This window comes from Pseudomonas sp. zfem001 (assembly GCF_032621725.1).
Classification (GTDB): domain Bacteria; phylum Pseudomonadota; class Gammaproteobacteria; order Pseudomonadales; family Pseudomonadaceae; genus Aquipseudomonas; species Aquipseudomonas sediminis.
Genome location: NZ_JAVYJI010000001.1, coordinates 1009623 through 1034119 on the forward strand (window position 1 = coordinate 1009623; position 24497 = coordinate 1034119).

General features: G+C 64.0%; 18 protein-coding genes. All 18 read left to right on the forward strand.

What is annotated here, in order from left to right:
• The first annotated feature begins 54 nt into the window (after positions 1–54).
• The 18 genes from aroQ (at position 55) to urtD (ending at position 24424) form a co-directional block, all read left to right on the forward strand.
• Entirely contained in the window at positions 55–501 is a 447-nt protein-coding gene (gene aroQ / locus RTH74_RS04835; protein WP_024306841.1) for a type II 3-dehydroquinate dehydratase, read from the forward strand.
• Between the two features lie 50 nt (positions 502–551).
• A complete protein-coding gene (gene accB, locus RTH74_RS04840) occupies positions 552–1013 on the forward strand; it encodes an acetyl-CoA carboxylase biotin carboxyl carrier protein (RefSeq protein ID WP_316913918.1) in 462 nt (153 codons plus the stop codon).
• 17 nt (positions 1014–1030) lie between these two features.
• Entirely contained in the window at positions 1031–2386 is a 1356-nt protein-coding gene (accC, locus tag RTH74_RS04845; RefSeq protein ID WP_316913919.1) for an acetyl-CoA carboxylase biotin carboxylase subunit, read from the forward strand.
• Between the two features lie 131 nt (positions 2387–2517).
• Positions 2518–3396 (forward strand): 50S ribosomal protein L11 methyltransferase, encoded by an 879-nt coding sequence (gene prmA, locus RTH74_RS04850; protein ID WP_316913920.1) that lies wholly within the window; start codon positions 2518–2520, stop codon positions 3394–3396.
• A 53-nt stretch (positions 3397–3449) separates the two neighbouring features.
• Positions 3450–4721, forward strand: coding sequence for a DUF3426 domain-containing protein (locus RTH74_RS04855; RefSeq protein ID WP_316913921.1), 1272 nt, complete (start codon positions 3450–3452; stop codon positions 4719–4721).
• Between the two features lie 229 nt (positions 4722–4950).
• Positions 4951–5949, forward strand: coding sequence for a tRNA dihydrouridine synthase DusB (gene dusB / locus RTH74_RS04860; RefSeq protein ID WP_316913922.1), 999 nt, complete (start codon positions 4951–4953; stop codon positions 5947–5949).
• The gene (gene fis / locus RTH74_RS04865) at positions 5946–6266 is read left to right on the forward strand and encodes a DNA-binding transcriptional regulator Fis (protein WP_003242613.1); all 321 of its coding nucleotides are present in this window, start codon (positions 5946–5948) and stop codon (positions 6264–6266) included. The genes dusB and fis overlap by 4 nt, the downstream gene beginning before the upstream one ends.
• Positions 6267–6340: 74 nt before the next feature.
• Entirely contained in the window at positions 6341–7948 is a 1608-nt protein-coding gene (gene purH / locus RTH74_RS04870) for a bifunctional phosphoribosylaminoimidazolecarboxamide formyltransferase/IMP cyclohydrolase (protein WP_316913923.1), read from the forward strand.
• A 115-nt stretch (positions 7949–8063) separates the two neighbouring features.
• Complete coding sequence (purD, locus tag RTH74_RS04875) at positions 8064–9353, forward strand: phosphoribosylamine--glycine ligase (protein WP_316913924.1); 1290 nt, start codon at positions 8064–8066, stop codon at positions 9351–9353.
• Positions 9354–9463: 110 nt separating this feature from the next.
• Entirely contained in the window at positions 9464–12250 is a 2787-nt protein-coding gene (locus RTH74_RS04880; RefSeq protein ID WP_316913925.1) for a response regulator, read from the forward strand.
• A 42-nt stretch (positions 12251–12292) separates the two neighbouring features.
• Positions 12293–12889 (forward strand): MarC family protein, encoded by a 597-nt coding sequence (locus RTH74_RS04885; protein ID WP_072423203.1) that lies wholly within the window; start codon positions 12293–12295, stop codon positions 12887–12889.
• Positions 12890–13140: 251 nt separating this feature from the next.
• A complete protein-coding gene (gene atzF, locus RTH74_RS04890) occupies positions 13141–14940 on the forward strand; it encodes an allophanate hydrolase (RefSeq protein ID WP_316913926.1) in 1800 nt (599 codons plus the stop codon).
• Positions 14941–15057: 117 nt separating this feature from the next.
• The gene (uca, locus tag RTH74_RS04895) at positions 15058–18687 is read left to right on the forward strand and encodes an urea carboxylase (RefSeq protein ID WP_316913927.1); all 3630 of its coding nucleotides are present in this window, start codon (positions 15058–15060) and stop codon (positions 18685–18687) included.
• Between the two features lies 1 nt (position 18688).
• A complete protein-coding gene (locus RTH74_RS04900) occupies positions 18689–19411 on the forward strand; it encodes a GntR family transcriptional regulator (protein WP_316913928.1) in 723 nt (240 codons plus the stop codon).
• 75 nt (positions 19412–19486) lie between these two features.
• Positions 19487–20752, forward strand: a complete 1266-nt coding sequence (gene urtA, locus RTH74_RS04905) for an urea ABC transporter substrate-binding protein (protein ID WP_037005742.1) — start codon at positions 19487–19489, stop codon at positions 20750–20752.
• A 173-nt stretch (positions 20753–20925) separates the two neighbouring features.
• Positions 20926–22494, forward strand: a complete 1569-nt coding sequence (urtB, locus tag RTH74_RS04910; RefSeq protein ID WP_316913929.1) for an urea ABC transporter permease subunit UrtB — start codon at positions 20926–20928, stop codon at positions 22492–22494.
• Positions 22494–23585 (forward strand): urea ABC transporter permease subunit UrtC, encoded by a 1092-nt coding sequence (gene urtC / locus RTH74_RS04915; protein ID WP_099522643.1) that lies wholly within the window; start codon positions 22494–22496, stop codon positions 23583–23585. The genes urtB and urtC overlap by 1 nt, the downstream gene beginning before the upstream one ends.
• Positions 23582–24424: an urea ABC transporter ATP-binding protein UrtD gene (gene urtD / locus RTH74_RS04920; protein ID WP_059390389.1), complete on the forward strand. Its 843-nt coding sequence runs from the start codon at positions 23582–23584 to the stop codon at positions 24422–24424. The genes urtC and urtD overlap by 4 nt, the downstream gene beginning before the upstream one ends.
• Positions 24425–24497: the final 73 nt, after the last annotated feature.

Consider the following 24497-nt stretch of genomic DNA (forward strand, 5'->3'; position numbering starts at 1 on the left):
CATCGCGCAGCTGCGGCATAGTCCTGCGCAGCCCGAACAACAAGGAACGCGACCATGGCCACCCTACTGGTGCTACACGGCCCCAATCTGAATCTGCTGGGCACCCGCGAGCCCGACAAATATGGCGCCACCACCCTCGCCGAAATCAACCAGGATCTGGAGCAGCGCGCACGCGAGGCTGGCCATCATCTGCTGTACCTGCAGAGCAATGCCGAATACGAACTGATCGACCGCATTCACGCCGCAAAGGGTGAAGGCGTCGACTTTATCCTGATCAATCCTGCCGCTTTTACCCATACAAGCGTCGCATTACGTGACGCATTGCTGGCGGTGAGCATCCCATTCATCGAAGTGCACCTGTCCAACGTGCACAAGCGTGAACCTTTCCGCCATCACTCCTACTTCTCCGACGTTGCAGTAGGGGTGATCTGCGGCCTTGGCGCCAGCGGTTATCGGCTGGCCCTGGAAGCGGCACTCGAACAACTGACCGGGCGCGCCTGACGCGTAGCCTGGTAGACAAGTCCTACCTCACCTCTGGGAGTTGACCATTCATGGATATCCGTAAAGTCAAGAAACTGATCGAGCTGCTGGAAGAGTCCGGTATCGACGAGCTGGAGATCAAAGAGGGCGAAGAGTCCGTACGCATCAGCCGTCACAGCAAACAACCGGCCTATGCCCCGCAGCCGATGTACGCACCAGCACCAGCTCCGGTAGCAGCGCCTGTCGCCGCAGCCGCTCCGAGCGCTGAAGCCGCTCCGGCCGTCGCACCGAAGCTGAACGGCACCGTTGCTCGCTCGCCGATGGTCGGCACCTTCTACCGCGCTGCGTCGCCAACCTCGGCTAACTTCGTCGAAGTGGGTCAGACCGTGAAGAAAGGCGACATCCTCTGCATCGTCGAAGCGATGAAGATGATGAACCACATCGAAGCCGAAGCCAGCGGTGTGATCGAATCCATCCTGGTGGAAAACGGCCAGCCGGTTGAGTACGACCAACCCCTGTTCACCATCGTTTGATGCACGGGGAGCCTGCAATGCAGAAGCTGGAAAAAGTCCTTATCGCCAACCGTGGCGAAATCGCCCTGCGTATCCTGCGCGCCTGCAAGGAGCTGGGTATCAAGACGGTGGCCGTGCACTCCACCGCCGACCGCGAACTGATGCACTTGGGCCTGGCCGACGAGTCCGTCTGCATTGGTCCGGCACCTGGCGCACAGTCCTACCTGAACATCCCGGCAATCATCAGCGCCGCCGAGCTGACTGGTGCCACCGGCATCCACCCGGGCTACGGCTTCCTCGCCGAGAACGCCGACTTCGCCGAACAGGTGGAGAACTCCGGTTTCGCCTTCATCGGCCCGACCGCCAGCGTGATCCGCCTGATGGGCGACAAGGTGTCGGCCAAGAACGCCATGATCAAGTCCGGCGTACCGGTGGTTCCCGGCTCCGACGGTCCGCTGCCGGAAGACGAGGAAGACGCCCTGCGCATCGCCCGTGAAGTGGGCTACCCGGTGATCATCAAGGCCGCTGGTGGCGGCGGTGGTCGCGGCATGCGCGTGGTACACAAGGAAGAAGACCTGATCAAATCGGCCAAGCTGACCCGCACCGAAGCCGGTGCAGCGTTCGGCAACCCGATGGTCTATCTGGAAAAATTCCTCGGCAACCCGCGCCACGTGGAAGTCCAGGTGCTGTCCGACGGCCAGGGCAACGCGATTCACCTGTATGACCGTGACTGCTCGCTGCAGCGCCGTCACCAGAAGGTGATCGAAGAGGCTCCGGCCCCGCTGATCGACGAGAAGGCCCGCGCCGAAGTGCTCAAGCGCTGCGTCGATGCCTGTGTCGAGATTGGCTACCGTGGCGCCGGCACCTTCGAGTTCCTCTACGAAGACGGTCGTTTCTACTTCATCGAGATGAACACCCGCGTTCAGGTGGAGCACCCCGTCACCGAGATGGTCACTGGCATCGACATCGTCAAGGAGATGCTCAGCATCGCCGCTGGCAACCCGCTATCGATCAAGCAGGAAGACGTGAAGATCCTCGGTCACTCGGTCGAGTGCCGGATCAACGCCGAAGACCCGGACAACTTCATGCCCAGCCCAGGCAAGGTCAAGCATTTCCATGCTCCGGGCGGTAATGGTGTTCGCGTCGACTCGCACCTGTACAGCGGCTACAGCGTCCCGCCGCACTACGACTCGCTGATCGGCAAGCTGATCACCTTCGGCAAGGACCGCGACGAAGCCATGGCGCGCATGCGCAATGCCCTGGACGAGATCGTGGTCGACGGCATCAAGACCAACGTGCCACTGCACCGCGACCTGACCCGCGACAAGGGTTTCGTCAAAGGTGGCGTGAATATCCATTACCTGGAAAAGAAACTGGGTATGGACAAGCACTGAGTCCTGACTCGCTGCATAACAGGGGCTGCCTTCGGGCAGCCCCTGTCGTTTCAGCGGCCACGCTGGCATGCCGCCCGCCCGTTCCAGTAAGCTGCGCGGCCAAACCGTTCCACATGCTTTCGAGGTTTCTCATGCCCTGGTTACAAGTCCGTCTCGCCATCACACCTGAGCAGGCAGAAACCTACGAGGATGCCCTGCTGGAAGTCGGCGCCGTGTCGGTAACCTTCATGGATGCCGAAGATCAGCCGATCTTCGAGCCGGATCTGGGCACCACGCCGCTGTGGTCGAACACCCACCTGCTGGCCCTGTTCGAGGCCGACACCGACGAGGCCGCGCTGCTCGCCCACCTGCAACTGCTATGTGGCGGCGCATTGCCGGAACACCATATCGAGCGTATCGAGGATCAGGACTGGGAACGCAGCTGGATGGATGGCTTCCAGCCGATGCGCTTTGGCCAGCGCCTGTGGATCGTACCGAGCTGGCACGCTGCCCCGGAACCGGATGCGGTGAACCTGCTGCTCGATCCGGGCCTGGCCTTCGGCACCGGCACTCACCCGACCACCGCACTGTGCCTGGAATGGCTCGACGGCCAGACACTCGATAACTGCAGCGTGATCGACTTCGGTTGCGGCTCGGGCATCCTCGCCATCGCTGCCCTGCTGCTCGGCGCACCGCAGGCAGTGGGCACCGATATCGACCCGCAGGCCCTGGAAGCTTCGCGCGACAATGCCTCGCGAAACGGTATCGACCCTGCCCGCTTCCCGGTCTATCTGCCCGCCGACATGCCGCAACAGCCCGCCGACGTGGTCGTCGCCAACATTCTCGCCGGCCCGCTGGTTTCCCTGGCACCTCAGATCACCGCACTGGTCAAAGGCGGTGGACGCCTGGCGCTGTCGGGCATTCTCGCCGAACAGGCCGAGGAAGTCCGCGCCGCCTATGCAGGTGCGTTCGACCTCGACCCAACGGCGGTCAAGGACGGCTGGGTGCGCATCAGCGGCGTCAAGCGCTGAACCGCGCGCAGTCGTTGCGTTAGACTAGCTGCTTGGATTTTCCGGACCCGCGCATGAGCGAAAGCCACGTCACCCAGTGCCCCAATTGCCGTACCAGCTTCCGCGTCAGTCAGGCGCAGCTGGCTGCTGCCCATGGTGCCGTACGCTGCGGCGCCTGCCTGCACGTGTTCAACGCTGCCAAGCAACTGTTTGGCCCGCGTGCGAGCACACCTGCGCCAGCGGCAGCCAACGTGGTAAGCGCTCCGCTCAAGACCCAACCCGACACCAGCAAGCAGCCAGCGACCAAGCCCGCCGACGATACCCTGTGGATCCATGACGATCTCGACCTGGACAGCCTCGACCTCGATGAGGAACTGGCCAGACTGGAAGAGCAGGAACAACAGCTGTCACAACAGTTCCTCGCGCTGGAACAGGCGCCGCGCTATGCCGAGAACTTCGGCAGCCGGGCTACAGATGAACGCGAAGATACGCACGACGAAGCCTGGGCCGAAGCCCTGCTGCGCGACGAACCAGTCAAGCGCGAGCGCGGCAGCTTCGAACTGCAACCTACCGAGGAACAGCCAGAGCCCGCAGTTGCACCGGAGCCCAAAGCCGCCATTGAATTCACCCCCGTCACACCTCGCAAGCAGCAGCCCATCGCAGACGACCTCGACGAAGCCGACGAGCCGCGTCTGGGTGATCTCGATGACGAGCAGGACGAGCCGGAGCGACAAGACGAAGACCAGCGCACGGAACGTGAAGACCCCAAGGTAGCGCGTAACGAGCCGGGCCTGCGCGAGGAGCGCCTGTTCGAACTGGACGACGAGCCCTTGCAACTCGACTGGCGCCAGCCACAGGGCACGTCCTGGGGTCGCGTGTTCGGCTGGGGCCTGCTCAATCTGCTGGCGGTGGGCGGCCTGCTGGCGCAGTACGCGACCTACAACTTCGACGAACTGGCACGCCAGGACCGTTATCGCCCCTGGTTCGAACAGCTGTGCCCGAACATCGGTTGCAGCCTGCCGTCGAAAGTCGACATCAGCCAGATTCGCAGCAGCAACCTGGTAGTGCGCAGCCACCCGGAGTTCTCCGGCGCGCTGATCGTCGACGCCATCCTCTATAACCGCGCCTCCTTCGCCCAGCCCTTCCCTCTGCTGGAGATGCGCTTCGCCGACCTGGGCGGCCAACTGGTCGCCAGTCGTCGCTTCAAACCCAGCGAGTACCTTGCTGGCGAGCTGGCCGGGCAGAGCGAAATGCCGCCGCAGACGCCCATTCACATCTCCCTGGACATCCTCGACCCGGGCACGCGCGCGGTTAACTACAGCCTCAGCTTCCATTCCCCCGAGTAGCCTGAAGGGGCCGCGACCCGTGATCGCAGGCCCTTTATCTAACTACTGGCGATAAGCCCATAGCTGTTCAGAATTTGTTCAAAACGACCTTTATCCGGTCATCCAGAGCGGGTATCATGCCCACCCTTTCGCGAGCACCGAACCACCATCGTTTCCCCTGAGGACACAGTGGAGGCCAGGTGTTGATCGCCCTTTGTCTCAACTGCGCACCAACAAGCAGGGACGCCCCATGTCGGCCCCACGTATTGGCCCCTACACATTGCCCAATCGGTTGATCCTGGCTCCCATGGCCGGCGTCACCGATCATCCGTTCCGCCAGCTGTGCCGCCGTCTCGGCGCTGGCCTGGTGGTGTCGGAGATGGTCACCAGCGATGTGCGCCTGTGGAACAGCCGCAAGTCCAGCCTGCGTTTGATGCACGCCGGTGATCCCGAGCCGCGTTCGGTACAGATCGCCGGCGGCGACCCGCAGATGATGGCCGACGCCGCGCGCAAGAACGTCGAGTTGGGCGCGCAGATCATCGATATCAACATGGGTTGCCCGGCCAAGAAGGTCTGCAACAAGGCCGCCGGCTCCGCGCTGCTGCGTGACGAGCCCTTGGTACGTGAAATCCTCGATGCAGTGGTCGGTGCGGTCGACGTACCGGTCACCCTGAAAATCCGTACCGGCTGGGACAGACAAAACAAAAACGGCATTACAGTAGCGAAAATCGCCGAAGACGCCGGCATTTCTGCGCTCTCCGTCCACGGCCGCACACGCGCCGACCTGTACACCGGCGAGGCCGAGTACGACACCATCGCCGCCATCAAGCAGGCAATATCAATTCCGGTGTTCGCCAACGGCGACATCGACTCCCCACAAAAAGCCAAGGCCGTGCTCGACGCCACCGGCGCCGACGCCCTGCTCATTGGCCGTGCCGCCCAGGGGCGGCCATGGATATTCCGTGAAATCGAGCACTACCTGCGTACCGGCGAAACCCTGCCGGCACCGAGCCTGCTCGAAGTGGAACGCATCCTGCTGGAACACCTGGCCGCACTGCACGCCTTCTACGGCGAATTGATGGGCGTACGCATCGCCCGCAAGCATGTCGGCTGGTATCTCGCAACCCTGCCGGGCGCCAGGGAGTTTCGCGCCCAATTCAACCGTCTGGACAGTACGGACGCACAGTGCGCCAACGTTCGCGAGTTCTTCAGCGAACGGCATAACGATGGAAACGAGGTGGCCGCATGACGTTGATGACAGAGACCCTAGTGAGTGGAATTGCACCCGTGAGTGACAACACCAGCCTTAAACAGCACCTGAACACGCCGAGCGAAGAGGGCCAGACCCTGCGCGGCGCCGTGGAGAAGGCGCTGCACAATTACTTCGCCCACCTCGAAGGCGCGGACGTCACCGACGTGTACAACCTGGTGCTCACCGAAGTAGAAGCGCCGCTGCTGGAAACCGTCATGAATCACGTGAAAGGTAACCAGACCAAGGCTTCCGAGTTGCTCGGCCTGAACCGTGGCACGCTGCGCAAGAAGCTCAAGCAGTACGATCTGCTGTAACCCCGAACTCCCGAAAAGGGCGGCCCGCATGAGCCGCCTTTTTTGCTGATATCCCCGCTCTGATGGATAGTGAAATGACCGACCAGACCACCCTTCTGCCCGTGCGCCGCGCGCTGATCAGCGTTTCCGACAAGACTGGCGTCCTCGAATTCGCTCGCGAACTGGCCGCCCTCGGTGTCGAGATTCTCTCCACCGGCGGCACCTACAAGCTGCTCAAGGACAACGGCGTAGCCGCGGTGGAAGTGGCTGACTACACCGGTTTCCCGGAGATGATGGACGGCCGCGTGAAGACTCTGCACCCGAAGATTCACGGCGGCATCCTCGGCCGTCGCGCCCTGGACGGCGCGGTGATGGACGAGCACGGCATCAAGCCGATCGACCTGGTGGCGGTCAACCTCTATCCCTTCGAAGCCACCGTGGCCAAGCCTGATTGCGACCTGGCCGACGCCATCGAGAACATCGACATTGGCGGCCCGACCATGGTCCGCAGCGCGGCGAAGAACCACAAAGACGTGGCCATCGTGGTCAACACCGGCGACTACGCAGGCATCGTCGCCTCCCTCAAGGCCGGCGGCCTGAGCTACGCCCAGCGCTTCGACCTGGCCCTGAAGGCCTTCGAACACACCGCCGCCTATGACGGCATGATCGCCAACTACCTGGGCACCATCGACCAGGCGGCGAACACCCTGTCCACCGAAGGCCGTGGCGCCTTCCCGCGCACCTTCAACAGCCAGTTCGTCAAGGCGCAGGAAATGCGCTACGGCGAGAACCCGCACCAGAGCGCGGCGTTCTACGTCGAGGCGAAGAAGGGCGAAGCCAGCGTTTCCACCGCCGTGCAACTGCAAGGCAAGGAACTGTCGTTCAACAACGTCGCCGACACCGACGCCGCGCTGGAATGCGTGAAGAGCTTCGTCAAGCCGGCCTGCGTGATCGTCAAGCACGCCAACCCGTGCGGCGTGGCCGTGGTACCGGAAGACGAAGGCGGCATCCGCAAGGCCTACGACCTGGCCTACGCCACCGACACCGAGTCGGCCTTCGGCGGCATCATCGCCTTCAACCGCGAACTGGACGGTGAAACCGCCAAAGCCATCGTCGAGCGTCAGTTCGTCGAAGTGATCATCGCCCCGAAAATCAGCGCTGCCGCTCGTGAAGTGGTGGCAGCCAAGGCCAACGTGCGCCTGCTCGAATGCGGCGAATGGCCGGCCGAGCGCGCTGCGGGCTGGGACTTCAAGCGCGTCAATGGCGGCCTGCTGGTGCAGAGCCGCGACATCGGCATGATCAAGGCAGAAGACTTGAAGATCGTCACCCAGCGCGCGCCGAGCGAGCAGGAAATCCATGACCTGATCTTCGCCTGGAAAGTGGCCAAGTTCGTCAAATCCAACGCCATCGTCTACGCCAAGAACCGTCAGACCGTCGGCGTCGGCGCCGGCCAGATGAGCCGCGTCAACTCCGCCCGCATCGCTGGCATCAAGGCTGAGCACGCTGGCCTGCCGGTACCGGGCGCGGTGATGGCCTCGGACGCCTTCTTCCCCTTCCGCGACGGCATCGACAACGCTGCCAAGGCCGGCATCACCGCGGTGATCCAACCGGGTGGTTCGATGCGTGACAACGAAGTGATCGCGGCTGCCGATGAAGCCGGTATCGCGATGGTGTTCACTTCGATGCGTCACTTCCGCCATTGATTGGCTGGTGGATGGCTTCGGCCATCCACCCTACGCCAACCTTATTTCGTAGGGTGGATAGCGCTTTTCCTATCCACCAAACGGGCCACCGGCCCGCCTCCATTGGGAGAGACTTATGAACGTATTGATCATCGGCAGCGGCGGTCGTGAACACGCCCTGGCCTGGAAAGTGGCGCAGGACAAGCGCGTCGAGAAGGTTTTCATCGCCCCGGGCAACGCTGGCACTGCCACCGAAGCCAAATGCGAGAACGTCGCCATCGACGTACTGGCCATCGAACAGCTGGCCGACTTCGCCGAGAAGAACGTGCAGCTGACCATCGTCGGCCCGGAAGCGCCGCTGGTCAAAGGCGTGGTCGATCTGTTCCGCACACGCAAGCTGGACATTTTCGGCCCAACCGCTGCCGCCGCCCAACTCGAAGGCTCCAAAGCCTTCACCAAGGATTTCCTGGCCCGCCACAAGATTCCGACTGCCGACTACCAGAACTTCACCGAGATCGAGCCGGCGCTGGCTTACCTGCGTGAGAAAGGCGCACCGATCGTGATCAAGGCCGATGGCCTGGCCGCAGGCAAGGGCGTGATCGTCGCCATGACCCTGCAGGAAGCCGAAGACGCGGTGCGCGACATGCTCGCCGGCAATGCCTTCGGCGACGCCGGTTCGCGCGTGGTGATCGAAGAGTTCCTCGACGGCGAAGAAGCCAGCTTTATCGTCATGGTCGATGGCGAGAACGTGCTGCCGATGGCCACCAGCCAGGACCACAAGCGCGTTGGCGACGGCGACAGCGGCCCGAATACCGGTGGCATGGGCGCGTATTCGCCTGCGCCGGTGGTCACCGCCGAGGTGCACAAGCGCGTGATGGACGAGGTGATCTACCCGACCGTGCGCGGCATGGCCAGCGAAGGCAACGTCTACACCGGCTTCCTCTATGCCGGTCTGATGATCGACAAGGCTGGCAAGCCCAAGGTCATCGAGTTCAACTGCCGCTTCGGCGACCCGGAAACCCAGCCGATCATGTGCCGCCTGGAAAGCTCCCTGGTGCTGCTGGTCGAGGCCGCACTGGCCAAGGCCCTGGACAAGGTCGAAGCCACCTGGGACCCACGTCCGACCGTGGGCGTGGTACTGGCTGCCGGTGGCTACCCGGGCGACTACGCCAAGGGCGACGTCATCATCGGTCTGGATGAAGCCGCCAAGCTCGACGGCAAGGTGTTCCACGCCGGTACCGCACTGAAGGACGGCCAGATCGTCACCGCCGGCGGCCGGGTTCTGTGCGCCACCGCCATCGGCGCCAGCGTTGCCGATGCCCAGCAGCAGGCCTACCGCCTGACCGAGAAGATTCGTTGGAATGGCATGTTCCATCGTAACGACATCGGCTATCGGGCCATCGCCCGCGAGCGCGGCGAGAGCTGATGGTTTGAGCGAAAATGCGGCACAAACAAGGCAAAATCGCTGTTTGTGCCGTATTCGCTCGAGCAAATGCTTGGCTATAATCCGGCCACTCATTTAGAAGGATTTTGCCCGTGCGCCGGCTCAGGATTGCCATCGGACTACTCGCCAGCTTGCTGTTGCTTGGCCTTGCCCTGACAGCCACGGCGAACACAGCCCCTACCGGCACGCACAGCTGGTCCTATCTGGTCGACGCCAGCGCCCGCCTGGGCCTCGAAGAAGTCCGCGCCCAGCGCCAGCAGTTCAAACCCCTCAGCAAACAGTCCTTTACTTTCCCGCCCAGTGATCACGCTGTCTGGCTTCGTGCGGAGTTAGCACCGCAGCAGCAACCCGCCTGGCTGTGGATCTTTTCACCACGGGTGCAGTACCTCGATTACTACCTGCTGAGAGACGGTGTGCTGGAGCAGAACCTGCACACCGGCGAGGCCATGCCGCTGGATTCGCGACCGCTGCCGTCGCGCTTCTACCTGATGCCGTTGCCAAATGACGACCAGGCCCGCGTCGCCTATGTCCGCCTGACCTCCAACCACCCGCTGATGACCTGGTTCAAGGTCATGGATCAGGCCGAGCTGGTCAGCCTGGAAAAGCCCGCCTACCTCTATGGCATGCTGTTCGGCGCCCTGCTGCTGCTGACCTTGTACAACCTCATCCGCTTCATCTACAGTCGCAGCGCCAGTGGCCTGTGGCTGGCCGGGGTGAACATCGGCCTGGCCGTGTGCTCCTCGGCCAACCTCGGCATCTTCGCCCAATGGCTGCCCAGCCTGGGCTACAACCAGTCCCTGATCGCCGACCTCTCTGCCCTGTTCGCCGCCTTCAGCGCCCTGGCCTTTGGCCTAAGCTTCATGCACGGCACGCCAGTACAGCACAGCCCCCTGAACCGTCTGCTGCGGGGTAATGCCCTACTGCTCCTGACCTATGCGCTGTGCATCGTCGTCACCGGTCTGTTCTGGTACAGCTCGCTGGTCTACCTGCTGGTGGCTCTGAGCGCGATCAACCTGCTGCTGGTGAGCGGCCTGCACTGGCGCGCCGGTTACCAGCCGGCACGCCTGATCGCCTTGGGCATGCTGGTGTTCAATATGGGCTTCGGTTTCTTCGTGCCGGTGCTGCTCGGCTTCGATCAGCTCAATCCGGGCTGGCTGGTGCTGGGCGTATTCAGCGTTGCCACTCTGGCCGGCCTGATCCTCAGCGTGTCGCTGACCGAGCGGCAGCGGCAGATCCAGCGCGACACCCTGCAGGAAAGCACCGCCCTGGCTGCCAGCAGTGCCGAACTCAAGGCCAAGGCGGAATTCCTGGCCAAGATCAGCCACGAGATCCGCACGCCGATGAATGGCGTGCTGGGCATGACCGAGTTGCTGCTGGGCACGCCGCTGTCGGCCAAGCAGCGCGACTACGTGCAGACCATCCACAGCTCGGGCAACGAGCTGCTTACCCTGATCAACGAAATCCTCGACATTTCCAAGCTCGAATCCGGGCAGATCGAACTGGACGACGTGCAGTTCGATCTCGGCGCACTGATCGAAGACTGCCTCGACATCTTCCGAGCCAAAGCAGAGCAACAGCGCGTGGAGCTGATCAGCTTCATCCAGCCGCAGGTACCACGGGTGATCAGCGGCGACCCAACGCGCTTGCGCCAGGCACTGTTGAGCCTGCTGGACAACGCCTTCAAGCAGACCGACGAGGGCGAGATCCTGCTGGTTGCGGCGCTGGACAGCAGCGACGGCCAACACCGCCTGCGCGTCGCCGTACAGGACAGCGGTCGCCCACTGCTGCCAGAGGAACGCGACGCCCTGCTCAACGCCGAACTGCAGAGCCGCGACTTCCTCTCCGCCACCCGCCTGGGCGGGCGCCTCGGCCTGATCATCGCGCGCCAACTGGTACGTCTGATGGGCGGCGAGTTCGGCATCCAGGGCAGCGGCAACCAGGGCACAACCCTGTGGCTGACCCTGCCGCTGGACGCGGCCCGCCTGGAACAACCGGAAGCCGACCTCGACAGCCCGTTGCAGGGCGCGCGCCTGCTGGTAGTGGACGACAACGACACCTGCCGCAAGGTGCTGATGCAGCAATGCAACGCCTGGGGCATGCAGGTCAGCGCAGTGCCCTCCGGCAAGGAAGCCCTGGCGCTGCTGCGCACCAAGGCGCACATGCGCGAATACTTCGACGCAGTGCTGCTCGACCAGGATATGCCCGGCATGACCGGCATGCAGCTGGCCGCCAAGATCAAGGAAGATCCGAGCCTCAACCACGACATTCTGATCATCATGCTCACCGGCATCAGCAACGCGCCGAGCAAGGTGATCGCACGCAACGCCGGGATCAAGCGCATCCTGGCCAAGCCGGTGGCCGGCTACACGCTCAAGACCACCCTGGCCGACGAACTGGCCCAGCGCCCCAACGACACTCCCGCCCAGGCAGCGCCAACTCCAGTGAGTACGCCGCTGAACGTGCCGGCCGACTTCCGCATTCTGGTGGCCGAAGACAACAGCATCTCGACCAAGGTGATTCGCGGCATGCTCGGCAAGCTCAACCTCAAGCCGGACACCGCCAGCAACGGCGAGGAAGCCCTCAGCGCGATGAAAGCGCAGCCCTACGACCTGGTGCTGATGGACTGCGAGATGCCGGTGCTCGACGGTTTCTCCGCCACCGAACAGCTGCGCGCCTGGGAAAAGAGCGAGAAACGCCCGCGTACACCGGTGGTAGCACTGACCGCGCATATCCTCAGCGAACACAAGGAACGCGCGCGCGCTGTGGGCATGGACGGCCACATGTCCAAGCCAGTGGAGCTGTCACAACTGCGCGAGCTGATCGAGCACTGGATCGCCGAGCGCGAGCTGCGCCGCCAGCGTGATGCGCTGCCACACTGATAGTCTTCTTTACCTTTACTGCCTTTCTGCGAGCCTGCCACCATGGCGTCCGAGTTGTTCAGCCTGTACCTGAAGATGCTGGTGCTCTACAGCCCCTTCTTCGTCCTCTCCTGCTTCATTGGCCTGAGCCGCGGCTACACCCTCAAGGAGCGCAAGCGCCTGGCCTGGAAGGTGGCGCTGGCCACGCTGATCGCCAGCGTGCTGCTGTACCTGTTCGGCAAGCACATCTTCACCCTGTTCGGCATCACCATCGACGCCTTCCGTATCGGCGCGGGCTCGGTGCTGTTCATCTCCGCCCTCGGCATGGCCCAGGGCAAATCGGCGGTGCAGAGCGATAACGTGCAGCAGGACGTGACCATCGTACCGCTGACCATCCCCATCACCGTCGGCCCCGGCACCATCGGCGCCCTGCTGCTGATGGGCGCCAGCCAGCCGCACTGGGACGACAAGCTGGTGGCCGTGGCAGCGATCTTCCTCGCCAGCCTCACCGTGGGCGTGGTGCTGTACCTGTCCAACCAGTTCGAGCGCCTGCTCGGCGACCAGGGCCTGCAGATCGTCAGCCGGTTGATGGGCCTGTTCGTCTGCGCCCTGGCCGCGCAGATCATCTTTACCGGGGTGAAGAACTACCTGGTGCCTTGAGGCGGCGAGCTTCGAGCCCTCGGTGCGCACGGCGCACCCTACCCCTCTCGATACCGTAGGGTGCGCTGTGCGCACCGCCAGCGCCGAAGAGCCTGCACCATTCGCTTGCAGGCCAGCCCCACCTCGGTGCAACGCCTCTCGCCAAAGCCCCTGCCGCTGCCCTGAAATCCCCGAAAATAAAGGCCTGCGCCAAACTGGCACCGTCATTGCTCTAGCGATTCCAACTTGGATACAAGATGGAATCTCGAAGCATGTCCAACGCACCTATCGCTTTCACCCTCGCGCAGTGGCAACAGGCCTACCGTGACGGCCAATCCCCTGCAGAACTACTACACGCCCTGCGCCTGGAACTGCGCACCGATGACAGCGCCTGGATCGCCCTGGCCAGCGAAGCTCAACTCAATATTCAACTCGATGCCCTGGCCAGCTCGCTGGAAAGTGCAGCCGGCGATCTGAGCAAGCTGCCGCTGTACGGCGTGCCCTTCGCCATCAAGGACAATATCGACGCCGCCGGCTGGCCCACCACGGCCGCCTGCCCCGAGTTCGCCTACAGCGCCGAAGTCGACGCCACCGTGGTCGCGCGCCTGCGCGCCGCCGGGGCCATCCTCATTGGCAAGACCAACCTCGACCAGTTCGCCACCGGCCTGGTCGGCACCCGTTCGCCTCACGGCGCGGTGCCCAACAGCTTCAACCCCGATTACGTCAGCGGCGGCTCCAGCTCCGGTTCGGCCAGCGTAGTCGCGCGCGGTCTGGTGCCCTTCTCGCTGGGCACCGACACCGCGGGTTCGGGCCGCGTGCCAGCTGGTTTCAACAATATCGTCGGGCTCAAGCCGACCAAGGGCTGGCTGCCCAATACCGGCCTGGTGCCGGCCTGCCGCACGGTCGACTGTATCTCGGTGTTCGCCCTGACCGTCAGCGACGCCCTGACCGTAGCCAATATCGCCGGTGGCTATGACGCCGCCGACGCCTACAGCCGCAAGAACCCGAACAGCGCCAAGGTCGGCATGCCGGCCAAGCCGCACCTGGCCGTGCCGGCCAACCCCGAGTTCTTCGGCGACAGCCAGAACCAGGCCGTCTATGAGGCCGCACTGGGCAAACTGCGCGAACTGGGCGCCGAGCTGGTGGAGATCGATTTCGCCCCCTTCCAGCAACTGGCCGAGCAGCTTTACTACGGCCCCTGGGTCGCCGAACGCACCGTCGCGGTAGAAGGCGTGAACCCCGAACACATCAACCCGGTGGTGCGCGGCATCGTCGAAAACGGTCACAAGTACAGCGCCTGCGACGCCTACAAGGCCGAGTACATTCGCGCCGAGCTGAGCCGTGTCATCAACGACGCCCTGGCCGGCTTCGACGCCATGGTGGTGCCGACTTCGCCAACCATCCGCACCCTGGCCGAGATGGAGGCCGAACCGGTACTGTTCAACAGCCAGTTCGGCACCTACACCAACTTCACCAACCTTGCCGACCTGTCTGCCCTGGCCGTGCCGGCAGGGCTGCGTGCCGACGGTCTGCCAGCCGGCATCACCCTGCTCGCCCCGGCCTGGCATGACCAGGCACTGGCCGCCTTCGGTCAACGCTGGCAGCAGGCCGTCAATCTGCCGCTGGGCGCCACCGGCAAACCGCTGCCAGCGCAAACCGCCAGTGACAAGCCGGCGCCAGGTTGCATCCGTGTTGCGGTGGTCGGCGCGCATCTGACTGGCATGCCGCTGAACTTCCAGCTCACCACGCGTGATGCGGTGCTGGTGGAGCAAACCACCAGCGCCGCGCATTACCGCCTCTACGCCCTGCCCGGCACCGTGCCGCCCAAGCCGGGCCTGGCACGGGTCACCGAGGACGGCGCGGCGATCATCGTCGAGATGTGGGACGTACCGCAGGCGCGCTTCGGCGAGTTCGTCGCCGAGATCCCGCCACCGCTCGGTATCGGCAACCTGGAGTTGGCCGACGGCCGCTGGGTCAAGGGCTTTATCTGCGAGCCCTACGCACTGAATGGCGCGCGTGACATCACCAGCTTTGGTGGCTGGCGCGCCTTTATCGCCGAAACCAAGAAGTGAATGGCAGGGAGAAGGGTGGCATGTATGCCCCCTCTCCCTAGCCCTCTCCCCAAAGGGAGAGGGAACAGTTCAGCGCCTGCGCGCATATGCGTGCGGCAAGCCAGGAGGCCGCAACAGATGTTCCATACCGTACTGATCGCCAACCGTGGCGAGATCGCCGTCAGAGCCATCCGCACGCTCAAGCGCCTGGGCGTGAAAAGCGTCGCCGTCTACTCTGACGCCGACCGCAATGCCCAGCACGTACGCGACGCCGATATCGCCATCGCCCTGGGCGGCGACAAGCCGGCTGACAGCTATCTGCGTATCGACAAGATTCTCGCCGCCGCGCAGCAAACCGGCGCCCAGGCGATCTACCCTGGCTACGGCTTTCTCTCGGAAAGCGCCGAGTTCGCCGATGCCTGTGAAGCAGCCGGCATTGCCTTCGTTGGCCCAACCGGCGAGCAGATTCGCGAGTTCGGCCTCAAGCACAGAGCCCGCGAATTGGCCGCCCAGGCCCAGGTGCCGATGGCGCCGGGTACCGGCCTGCTGCAAAGCCTGGAAGAAGCGCTGAGCGCCGCCGACAGCATCGGCTACCCGGTGATGCTCAAGACCACCGCAGGCGGTGGCGGCATCGGTCTGACCCGTTGCAGCGACGCCGCCGCACTGGAAAGCGCCTATGAAAGCGTCAAGCGCATGGGCGAGCAATTCTTCAGCGATGCCGGGGTGTTCCTCGAGCGTTTCGTCGATCAGGCGCGACATGTCGAGGTGCAGATTTTCGGCGACGGCCATGGCCGCGTCGCCGCCCTCGGCGAGCGCGACTGCTCGCTGCAGCGACGCAACCAGAAGGTGGTCGAGGAAACCCCGGCGCCGAACCTACCGCAGGCCACCCGCGAGCGCCTGCACGCCGCTGCCGTACAGCTCGGCGAGTCGGTTAAATACCGTAGCGCCGGCACCGTGGAGTTCATCTACGACGCCGCTCGCGACGATTTCTACTTTCTCGAAGTGAACACCCGTCTGCAGGTCGAGCACCCGGTCACCGAGATGGTCACCGGCCTGGATATGATCGAGTGCATGCTGCGGGTGGCCGCAGGCGATGCGCTGGACTGGCCTGCACTCGACCGCGTACCGCAAGGCGCCGCCATCGAGGTGCGGATCTACGCCGAAGACCCGCTGAAAAACTTCCAGCCCAGCCCGGGCGTGCTCACCGACGTGCACTTCCCGGACGACGTGCGCGTCGACGGCTGGGTCAGCACCGGCAGCGAGGTTTCAGCCTTCTACGACCCGATGATCGCCAAGCTGATCGTCCATGCTGCTACTCGTGACGAAGCCATCGCCAAGCTGCAAAAAGCCTTGGGAGAAACCCGCCTGCACGGCATCGCCAGCAACCTCGATTACCTGCGCCAGGTGGTGGCCGACGAGCGTTTCGCCCAAGGCGAAGTGTGGACGCGTCTGCTCGACAGCTTCACCTTCAAGGCCAGCGTCATCGAAGTGCTGGAGCCCGGCACCTACTCCAGTGTGCAGGACTATCCTGGCCGCCTGGGTTACTGGGATATCGGCGTGCCGCCATCCGGGCCGATGGATGATTTCGCCTTCCGCCTGGCCAACCGTATCGTCGGCAACGCGGCCGCAGCCGCCGGCCTGGAATTTACCCTGCAAGGCCCGACGCTGCGCTTTCACAGCGATGCACTGATCGCCCTGACCGGCGCCGACTGCCCGGCCACCCTGGACGATGCGCCGGTGGCCTACTGGCAACCGATTGAGGTCAAGGCCGGTCAGGTGCTCAAGCTGGGCCGCGCGGTCAGCGGCTGCCGCACCTATCTGGCCGTGCGCAACGGCCTGGACGTGCCGCTGTATCTGGGCAGCCGCTCCACCTTCGCCCTTGGCCAGTTCGGCGGGCATGCCGGGCGCACCCTGCGTACCGCCGACATGTTGGCCATCTCCCAGCCCGAGTTGCCGGCCTGCACCACCCCCGCGCCGGTCGCGCCGCCGCAGGCGGCGCACCCGAGCCTGATCCCCAGCTATGGCACCACCTGGAACATCGGCGTGCTCTATGGCCCGCACGGTGCGCCGGACTTCTTCACCGCTGAAGCCATCGAGGAATTCTTCGCCGCCGAGTGGGAGGTGCATTACAACTCCAACCGCCTCGGCGTACGCCTGAGCGGCCCGAAACCGAGCTGGGCACGGGCCGACGGCGGCGAAGCCGGCCTGCATCCGTCCAACGTGCATGACTGCGAATACGCCATCGGTGCGATCAACTTCACCGGCGACTTCCCGGTGATCCTGACCAAGGACGGCCCCAGCCTCGGCGGCTTCGTCTGCCCGGTGACCATCGCCAAAGCCGAGCTGTGGAAGGTCGGTCAGGTCAAGCCTGGCGACAAGCTGCGCTTTCACCCCATCGGTTTCCAGCAGGCGCAGAGCCTGGAGCAGGCGCAACTGGGCAGCATCGAGGCACTGGCGGCGATCAGCGCAGTGACCCTACCGGCGCCGTCGCTGCAACCGGACGCCACCGTTTCCGCCACCGTGCTGGCCGAGCTGCCCGCTGAAGGCAGCCGCCCGCGTGCGGTGTATCGCCAGGCCGGCGACGCCTACATCCTGCTGGAATATGGCGACAACGTGCTGGATCTGGCCCTGCGACTGCGCGTGCATCTGCTGATGGAGGCACTCAAGGCCGAGCCGCTGCGCGGCCTGGAAGAGCTCGCCCCCGGCGTGCGTTCGCTGCAACTGCGCTACGACAGCCGCGTGCTGCACCAGCGCACCCTGCTCGACCACCTGCTGCGCCTGGAGCGCCAGCTCGGTGATGTCGCCGAGCTCAAGGTGCCGACCCGGATCGTCCATCTGCCCATGGCCTTCGAGGACAGCGCAACGCTGACCGCCGTCGAACGCTACCGCGAAACCGTACGCAGCGAGGCGCCCTGGCTGCCGAACAACGTCGACTTCATCCAGCGCGCCAATGGCCTGGACAGCCGCGAACAGGTTCGCGACATTCTGTTCGACGCCAGCTATCTGATCCTCGGCCTCGGCGACGTCTACCTCGACGCGCCCTGCGCCGTGCCGCTGGACCCGCGTCATCGCCTGCTCAGCTCCAAGTACAACCCGGCGCGCACCTTCACTGCCGAGGGCACCGTGGGCATCGGCGGCATGTACATGTGCATCTACGGCATGGACTCACCCGGCGGTTATCAACTGGTCGGTCGCACCCTGCCGATCTGGAACAAGTACGTGAAGAACGCCCAGTTCGAAAATGGCCAGCCCTGGTTGCTGCGCTTCTTCGATCAGGTGCGCTTCTATCCGGTCAGCGAGGCCGAGCTGGATGAATTCCGCGAAGCCTTCCGCGAGGGCCGCGCGCAGATTCGCATCGAGCAAAGCGAGTTCGACTTTGCCGCCTACAACCGTTTCATCGCCGACAACGCGGCTGATATCGAAGCCTTCCAGAGCCGGCAGAAAGCCGCCTTCAACGCCGAAGTCGAGCTGTGGAAGGACGACGATCCGAGCGCCGCACAGGCGCTGGGCACCAACACTGATGACGACGCCGATCTGGACGGCCATCTGGTCGCCGCCGAGATGAGCGGCAGCGTGTGGAAGGTACTGGTAGAGCCCGGCCAGCATGTTGAGGCCGGCACCCCGCTGCTGGTGGTCGAGGCGATGAAGATGGAACTGGCGGTAACCGCGCCGGTGGCCGGTACGGTCAAATCGCTGCGTTGCGCCCCCGGCAAAGCGGTTACGCCGGGCGATGCCCTGCTTCTGCTGACCCCGAGCGAGGCGGCCTGAGATGCAACTGGTCAGCCCGGCCAAGCGCGGCAAGGAGCGCCCGGAGAATCTCGCCGAGCGCATCTACCTGCAGCTCAAGGACGACATCTTCGAGTTCCGCCTGCTGCCCGGTGATCGCTTCAGCGAGGGCGAGATCGCCGAACGCATGGCCGTCAGCCGCACGCCGGTGCGCCAGGCGCTGTATCGCCTGGAGCGCGAGGGCTATCTGGAGGTGTATTTCCGCAGCGGCTGGCAGGTCAAGCCGTTCGACTTCGCCCACTTCGAGGAGCTGTACGAGGTACGCATCGTCCTCGAACTGGAGGCGGTCAAGCGCCTGTGCGAACGCCCCAATGAGGAGCTGCCGGATGCACTGGAACAGCTACGCCGCACCTGGATGGTGCAACCGGAGGAGCGCCTGCAGGACGGTCGCGAAGTCTCGCGTCTGGATGAACGTTTTCACTGCCAGTTGGTGGAGGCCGCCGGCAATCGCGAGATGGCCCGCCTGCACGCCGAAGTCAGCGAAAAGATCCGAATTATCAGGCGCCTGGACTTCACCCAGGGGCCGCGCGTGGAGCTCACCTATGAGGAACACGCACGCATCCTCGGCGCGATCCTGTCGCGTCGCTGCGAAGAGGCACAGCTATTGCTCAAGACCCATATAGAGGTCAGCAAAGCGGAAGTGCGCAAGATCACCCTGCACATGCTGCACAGCGCCCGGCAACGGGCACTGCCGGCGCAAGGGTGACGTAATGACCTTTGAATCACTGCCACCAATAAAAACGCTGTCCACTTAATCACGATTGTGAATGGAGATCGCACCATGCAACGTCGCAGCCTGATCAAGGCCTTTACCCTTTCCGCTTCCATCGCCGCCATGGGCCTGAGCTGGTCCATCCAGGCCGCCGAGACCATCAAGGTCGGCGTCCTGCACTCGCTGTCCGGCACCATGGCCATTTCCGAAACCTCGCTGAAAGACATGGCGCTGATGACCATCGACGAGATCAACGCCAAAGGCGGTGTACTCGGCAAGCAACTCGAAGCAGTGGTGGTCGACCCGGCGTCGAACTGGCCTCTGTTCGCCGAGCGTGGCCGTCAGTTGCTGACCCAGGACAAGGTCGCGGTGACCTTCGGCTGCTGGACCTCGGTATCGCGCAAATCCGTGCTGCCGGTCTATGAAGAGCTCAACGGCCTGCTGTTCTACCCGGTGCAGTACGAAGGCGAAGAGATGTCGCCGAACGTGTTCTACACCGGTGCAGCGCCAAACCAGCAGGCGATCCCGGCGGTGGAATACCTGCTCAGCGAAGACGGCGGCGCCGCCAAGCGTTTCTTCCTGCTCGGCACCGACTACGTCTACCCGCGCACCACCAACAAGATTCTGCGCGCCTTCCTCAACAGCAAGGGCATCGCCGACAAGGACATCGAAGAGGTCTACACCCCCTTCGGTCATAGCGACTATCAAACCATCGTCGCCAACATCAAGAAGTTCTCCGCTGGCGGCAAGACTGCTGTGGTCTCCACTGTGAACGGCGACTCCAACGTGCCGTTCTACAAGGAACTGGCCAACCAGGGTCTGGAAGCCACCGAAGTGCCGGTGGTGGCCTTCTCCGTGGGTGAAGAAGAACTGCGCGGCATCGACACCAAGCCGCTGGTCGGCCACCTGGCGGCCTGGAACTACTTCCAGTCCGTGGAGAACCCGGTCAACGAGAAGTTCGTCGCCGACTGGAAGGCCTACGCCAAGGCCAAGAAGCTGCCAAACGCCGACACCGTGGTGACCAACGACCCGATGGAAGCGACCTACGTGGGCATCCACATGTGGGCGCAGGCCGTCGAGAAAGCCGGCACCACCGACGTCGACAAGGTGCGTGAAGCCATGGCTGGCCAGGAGTTCGCGGCGCCGAGCGGCTTCACCCTGAAGATGGACGAGAAGAACCACCACCTGCACAAGCCGGTGATGATCGGCGAGATTCAGGATGACGGTCAGTTCTCCGTGGTCTGGGAAACCGACGGCCCGATCCGCGCCCAGCCTTGGAGCCCGTACATCGAAGGCAACGACAAGAAAGCCGATACCCCGGTGAAGTCGAACTAAGGCAAAAGCCCCTCTCCCGCATGCGGTAACCACAGCTCGTCAATGAGTTGCAGTGCCGCTTGTCTCCCCTCTCCCGCTTGCGGGAGAGGGGCGGGGGAGAGGGTCGCCGTAGCCCGGATGCAATCCGGGAAGCTCGCCCCGGACGTCATCCGGGCTATGCCAAGGACACCCTTATGCCCACTGCCCTTACCCGAATTCTCCTGAGCCTGCTGCTGTTGCTGCCGCTGGCGGCGCAGGCTGGCGAGGCCGACGATTTCGTCGCTGCCAACGCCAGCAAACAGGCCAAACTGCTGCAGGACTGGGCCGCCACGCCCAACACCGAACGCATGCCACTGCTGCAAGCCCTGCAGCAGAACCGCGTCGGCAGCGATGCCGACAAACGTGCCTTCATCGAACAGGACGGCACCTGGCAAGCCGCTGATGGCGACGCCGAAGCCAATGGCACGCCACGCAAACTGCGCCTGAACAACCGCCTGCGCGGCTTGGTCACCTTCGCCGTGGCCAGCCATCAAATGCTCGATCACGACGCCGCTATACGCCTCGCTGCCGCCAAGCAACTGCAACGCAACACGCCGCCAGCGTTGCTGCCCTTGCTGGAAAGCCGCCTGAGCATGGAAGCCGACGAGAACGTGCGTGACGCGATTACCCTGGCCCTGGCCAATCTGCAGCTGGAGGCCAGCGACCCAGCCGTGCGCCTGGCTGCCGTGGAGCGTCTGGGCAAGACCGGCGACCCGCTGGCCCGCACGCGCCTGCAAAGCCTGCTCGATGGCGAAGAAAGCGATGCCACCGTGCGCGCCGCTGCCGAGCAGAGCCTGGCCCAGGTGAAGAACAAACTACTGATCGGCGAACTGCTCGGCCAGGCCTTCAGCGGCCTGTCGCTCGGCTCGATCCTGCTGCTCGCAGCGCTGGGCCTGGCCATCACCTTCGGCCTGCTCGGGGTGATCAACATGGCCCACGGCGAAATGCTGATGCTTGGTGCCTACACCACCTACGTGGTGCAGCTGAGCTTCCAACGCCTGGCGCCCGAATACCTCACGCTCTACCCACTGGCCGCGTTGCCGATCGCCTTTCTGGTCACGGCCTGCATCGGCATGGCGCTGGAGCGTACGGTGATCCGCCATCTCTACGGTCGCCCGCTGGAAACCCTGCTGGCCACCTGGGGCATCAGCCTGATCCTGATCCAGCTGGTACGCGTCACCTTCGGTGCGCAGAACGTCGAAGTGGCCAACCCGGCCTGGCTGTCTGGCGGCATGCAGGTGCTGCCGAACCTGGTGCTGCCGTACAACCGCATCGTCATCATCGGCTTCGCCTTGTTCGTCGTGGTCCTGACCTGGTTGCTGCTGAACAAGACGCGCCTGGGCCTGAACGTGCGTGCAGTGACGCAGAATCGCAACATGGCCGCCTGCTGCGGCGTGCCCACCGGGCGTGTGGACATGATGGCCTTCGGTCTCGGCTCGGGCATCGCCGGCCTAGGCGGCGTGGCCCTGAGCCAGATCGGCAACGTCGGCCCGGACCTTGGCCAGAGCTACATCATCGACTCCTTCCTGGTGGTGGTACTCGGCGGCGTCGGCCAACTGGCCGGTAGCGTGCTGGCCGCCTTCGGCCTGGGCGTGGTGAACAAATTCCTCGAGCCGCAGATCGGTGCGGTACTCGGCAAGATCCTCATCCTCGCGCTGATCATTCTGTTCATCCAGAAACGCCCGCAAGGCCTCTTCGCTCTCAAAGGACGGGTGATCGACTGATGACCATGCCACTCAATCAAACGTTGCTGGCCCGCGCCAGCGCCAAGCTCGGCCCTCAGGTTTCGCTGGCCATCGGCCTGCTGGTGCTGGCCGTGCTGCTGGCCATGCCGCTGCTGCACCTGTTGCCGGCCGACCACGCTCTGCACGTCTCGGCCTATTCGCTGACCCTGGTGGGCAAGATCCTCTGCTACGCCATCGTCGCCCTGGCGCTGGATCTGGTCTGGGGCTATGCCGGCATGCTGTCGCTGGGCCACGGCCTGTTCTTCGCCCTCGGCGGCTACGCCATGGGCATGTACCTGATGCGCCAGAGCGCCGGTGACGGCCTCCCAGCCTTCATGAGTTTTCTGGCCTGGAGCGAATTGCCCTGGTACTGGTACGGCACCTCCAGCTTCCTCTGGGCCATGTGCCTGGTGGTGCTGGCGCCCGGCCTGCTGGCCCTGGTGTTCGGCTTCTTCGCCTTCCGCTCGCGGATCAAGGGCGTGTACTTCTCGATCATGACTCAGGCGCTGACCTTCGCCGGCATGCTCCTGTTCTTCCGCAACGAAACCGGCTTCGGCGGCAACAACGGCTTTACCGGCTTCACCCGCATCCTCGGCTTCGACATCACCGCGCAGAGCACTCGCGCGGCGCTGTTCTTCGCCACCGTGGTGTTGCTGGTGGGCAGCCTGTACCTGGGCTTTCGCCTGGCACGCAGCAAGTTTGGCAGGGTGCTCACGGCCCTGCGTGATGCCGAAAACCGCCTGATGTTCTGCGGCTACGACCCACGCGGCTACAAGCTGTTCATCTGGGTATTGAGTGCTGTGCTGTGCGGCCTGGCCGGCGCGCTGTACGTGCCGCAGGTGGGCATCATCAACCCCAGCGAAATGGCGCCGACCCAGTCCATCGAAGCCGCCGTGTGGGTCGCCCTGGGCGGTCGCGGCACGCTGATCGGCCCGCTGCTTGGTGCCGGGCTGGTCAATGGCATGAAGAGCTGGTTCACCGTGGCCTTCCCGGAATACTGGCTGTTCGCCCTGGGCGCGCTGTTCATCGTCGTCACCCTGTTCCTGCCACGCGGCGTGGTTGGCCTGCTGCGCAAGGAGAAGGATCAATGAAAGCCACTCCGGTACCTGAAACCATGCTCGAAGCCGCTTTCGACCCCACCGGCCTGGCGTTGGACACCGGCAAGAACGTCGGCAAAGGCGTCAACGTCCGCCATGGCACCATCCTCACGCTGGAAGATATCAACGTCAGCTTCGACGGCTTCAAGGCGCTGACCAACCTGACGCTGTACATCGGCGTCGGTGAACTGCGCTGCATCATCGGCCCCAACGGCGCCGGCAAGACCACCATGATGGACGTGATCACCGGCAAGACCCGCCCGGACAACGGCGTGGCCTACTTCGGCGAGCAGTACGACCTGACCGCCATGAGCGAAGTACAGATCGCCCAGGCCGGCATCGGCCGCAAGTTCCAGAAGCCGACGGTGTTCGAAGCGCTGACGGTGTTCGAAAACCTGGAGCTGGCACAGAAGACCAACAAGTCGGTATGGGCCAGCCTGCGCGCCAGACTCAGCGGCGAGCAGAAGGATCGCATCGAGGAAGTGCTGACCACCATTCGCCTGGAAGCCTCGCGCAACCGCCCGGCTGGCCTGCTCTCCCATGGCCAAAAGCAGTTCCTGGAGATCGGCATGCTGCTGATGCAGGAGCCGCATCTGCTGCTGCTCGACGAGCCAGTGGCAGGCATGACCGACGCCGAGACCGAGTTCACCGCCGAGCTGTTCAAGTCGCTGGCGCGCAAGCACTCGCTGATGGTGGTCGAGCACGACATGGGCTTCGTTGGCTCTATCGCTGACCACGTCACCGTGCTGCACCAGGGCAGCGTGCTGGCCGAAGGCTCGCTGGAGCAGGTACAGAACGACGAGCGGGTGATCGAGGTTTATCTGGGTCGCTAACGCATACCTGTGGGAGGGGCTTTAGCCGCGAGCGCTTAAAGATCAAAAGCATCGCGGCTAATCGGTTCGCCGC

Excerpts from the sequence above, each read along its gene's own strand:
- urtB (WP_316913929.1), top strand. The coding sequence starts at position 20,926 with ATGCCCACTGCCCTTACCCGAATTCTCCTGAGCCTGCTGCTGTTGCTG.
- urtC (WP_099522643.1), top strand. The coding sequence starts at position 22,494 with ATGACCATGCCACTCAATCAAACGTTGCTGGCCCGCGCCAGCGCCAAG.
- prmA (WP_316913920.1), top strand. The coding sequence starts at position 2,518 with ATGCCCTGGTTACAAGTCCGTCTCGCCATCACACCTGAGCAGGCAGAA.
- uca (WP_316913927.1), top strand. The coding sequence starts at position 15,058 with ATGTTCCATACCGTACTGATCGCCAACCGTGGCGAGATCGCCGTCAGA.
- accC (WP_316913919.1), top strand. The coding sequence starts at position 1,031 with ATGCAGAAGCTGGAAAAAGTCCTTATCGCCAACCGTGGCGAAATCGCC.
- atzF (WP_316913926.1), top strand. The coding sequence starts at position 13,141 with ATGTCCAACGCACCTATCGCTTTCACCCTCGCGCAGTGGCAACAGGCC.
- urtD (WP_059390389.1), top strand. The coding sequence starts at position 23,582 with ATGAAAGCCACTCCGGTACCTGAAACCATGCTCGAAGCCGCTTTCGAC.
- dusB (WP_316913922.1), top strand. The coding sequence starts at position 4,951 with ATGTCGGCCCCACGTATTGGCCCCTACACATTGCCCAATCGGTTGATC.
- purD (WP_316913924.1), top strand. The coding sequence starts at position 8,064 with ATGAACGTATTGATCATCGGCAGCGGCGGTCGTGAACACGCCCTGGCC.
- RTH74_RS04855 (WP_316913921.1), top strand. The coding sequence starts at position 3,450 with ATGAGCGAAAGCCACGTCACCCAGTGCCCCAATTGCCGTACCAGCTTC.
- purH (WP_316913923.1), top strand. The coding sequence starts at position 6,341 with ATGACCGACCAGACCACCCTTCTGCCCGTGCGCCGCGCGCTGATCAGC.
- accB (WP_316913918.1), top strand. The coding sequence starts at position 552 with ATGGATATCCGTAAAGTCAAGAAACTGATCGAGCTGCTGGAAGAGTCC.
- RTH74_RS04900 (WP_316913928.1), top strand. The coding sequence starts at position 18,689 with ATGCAACTGGTCAGCCCGGCCAAGCGCGGCAAGGAGCGCCCGGAGAAT.
- aroQ (WP_024306841.1), top strand. The coding sequence starts at position 55 with ATGGCCACCCTACTGGTGCTACACGGCCCCAATCTGAATCTGCTGGGC.
- RTH74_RS04885 (WP_072423203.1), top strand. The coding sequence starts at position 12,293 with ATGGCGTCCGAGTTGTTCAGCCTGTACCTGAAGATGCTGGTGCTCTAC.
- fis (WP_003242613.1), top strand. The coding sequence starts at position 5,946 with ATGACGTTGATGACAGAGACCCTAGTGAGTGGAATTGCACCCGTGAGT.
- urtA (WP_037005742.1), top strand. The coding sequence starts at position 19,487 with ATGCAACGTCGCAGCCTGATCAAGGCCTTTACCCTTTCCGCTTCCATC.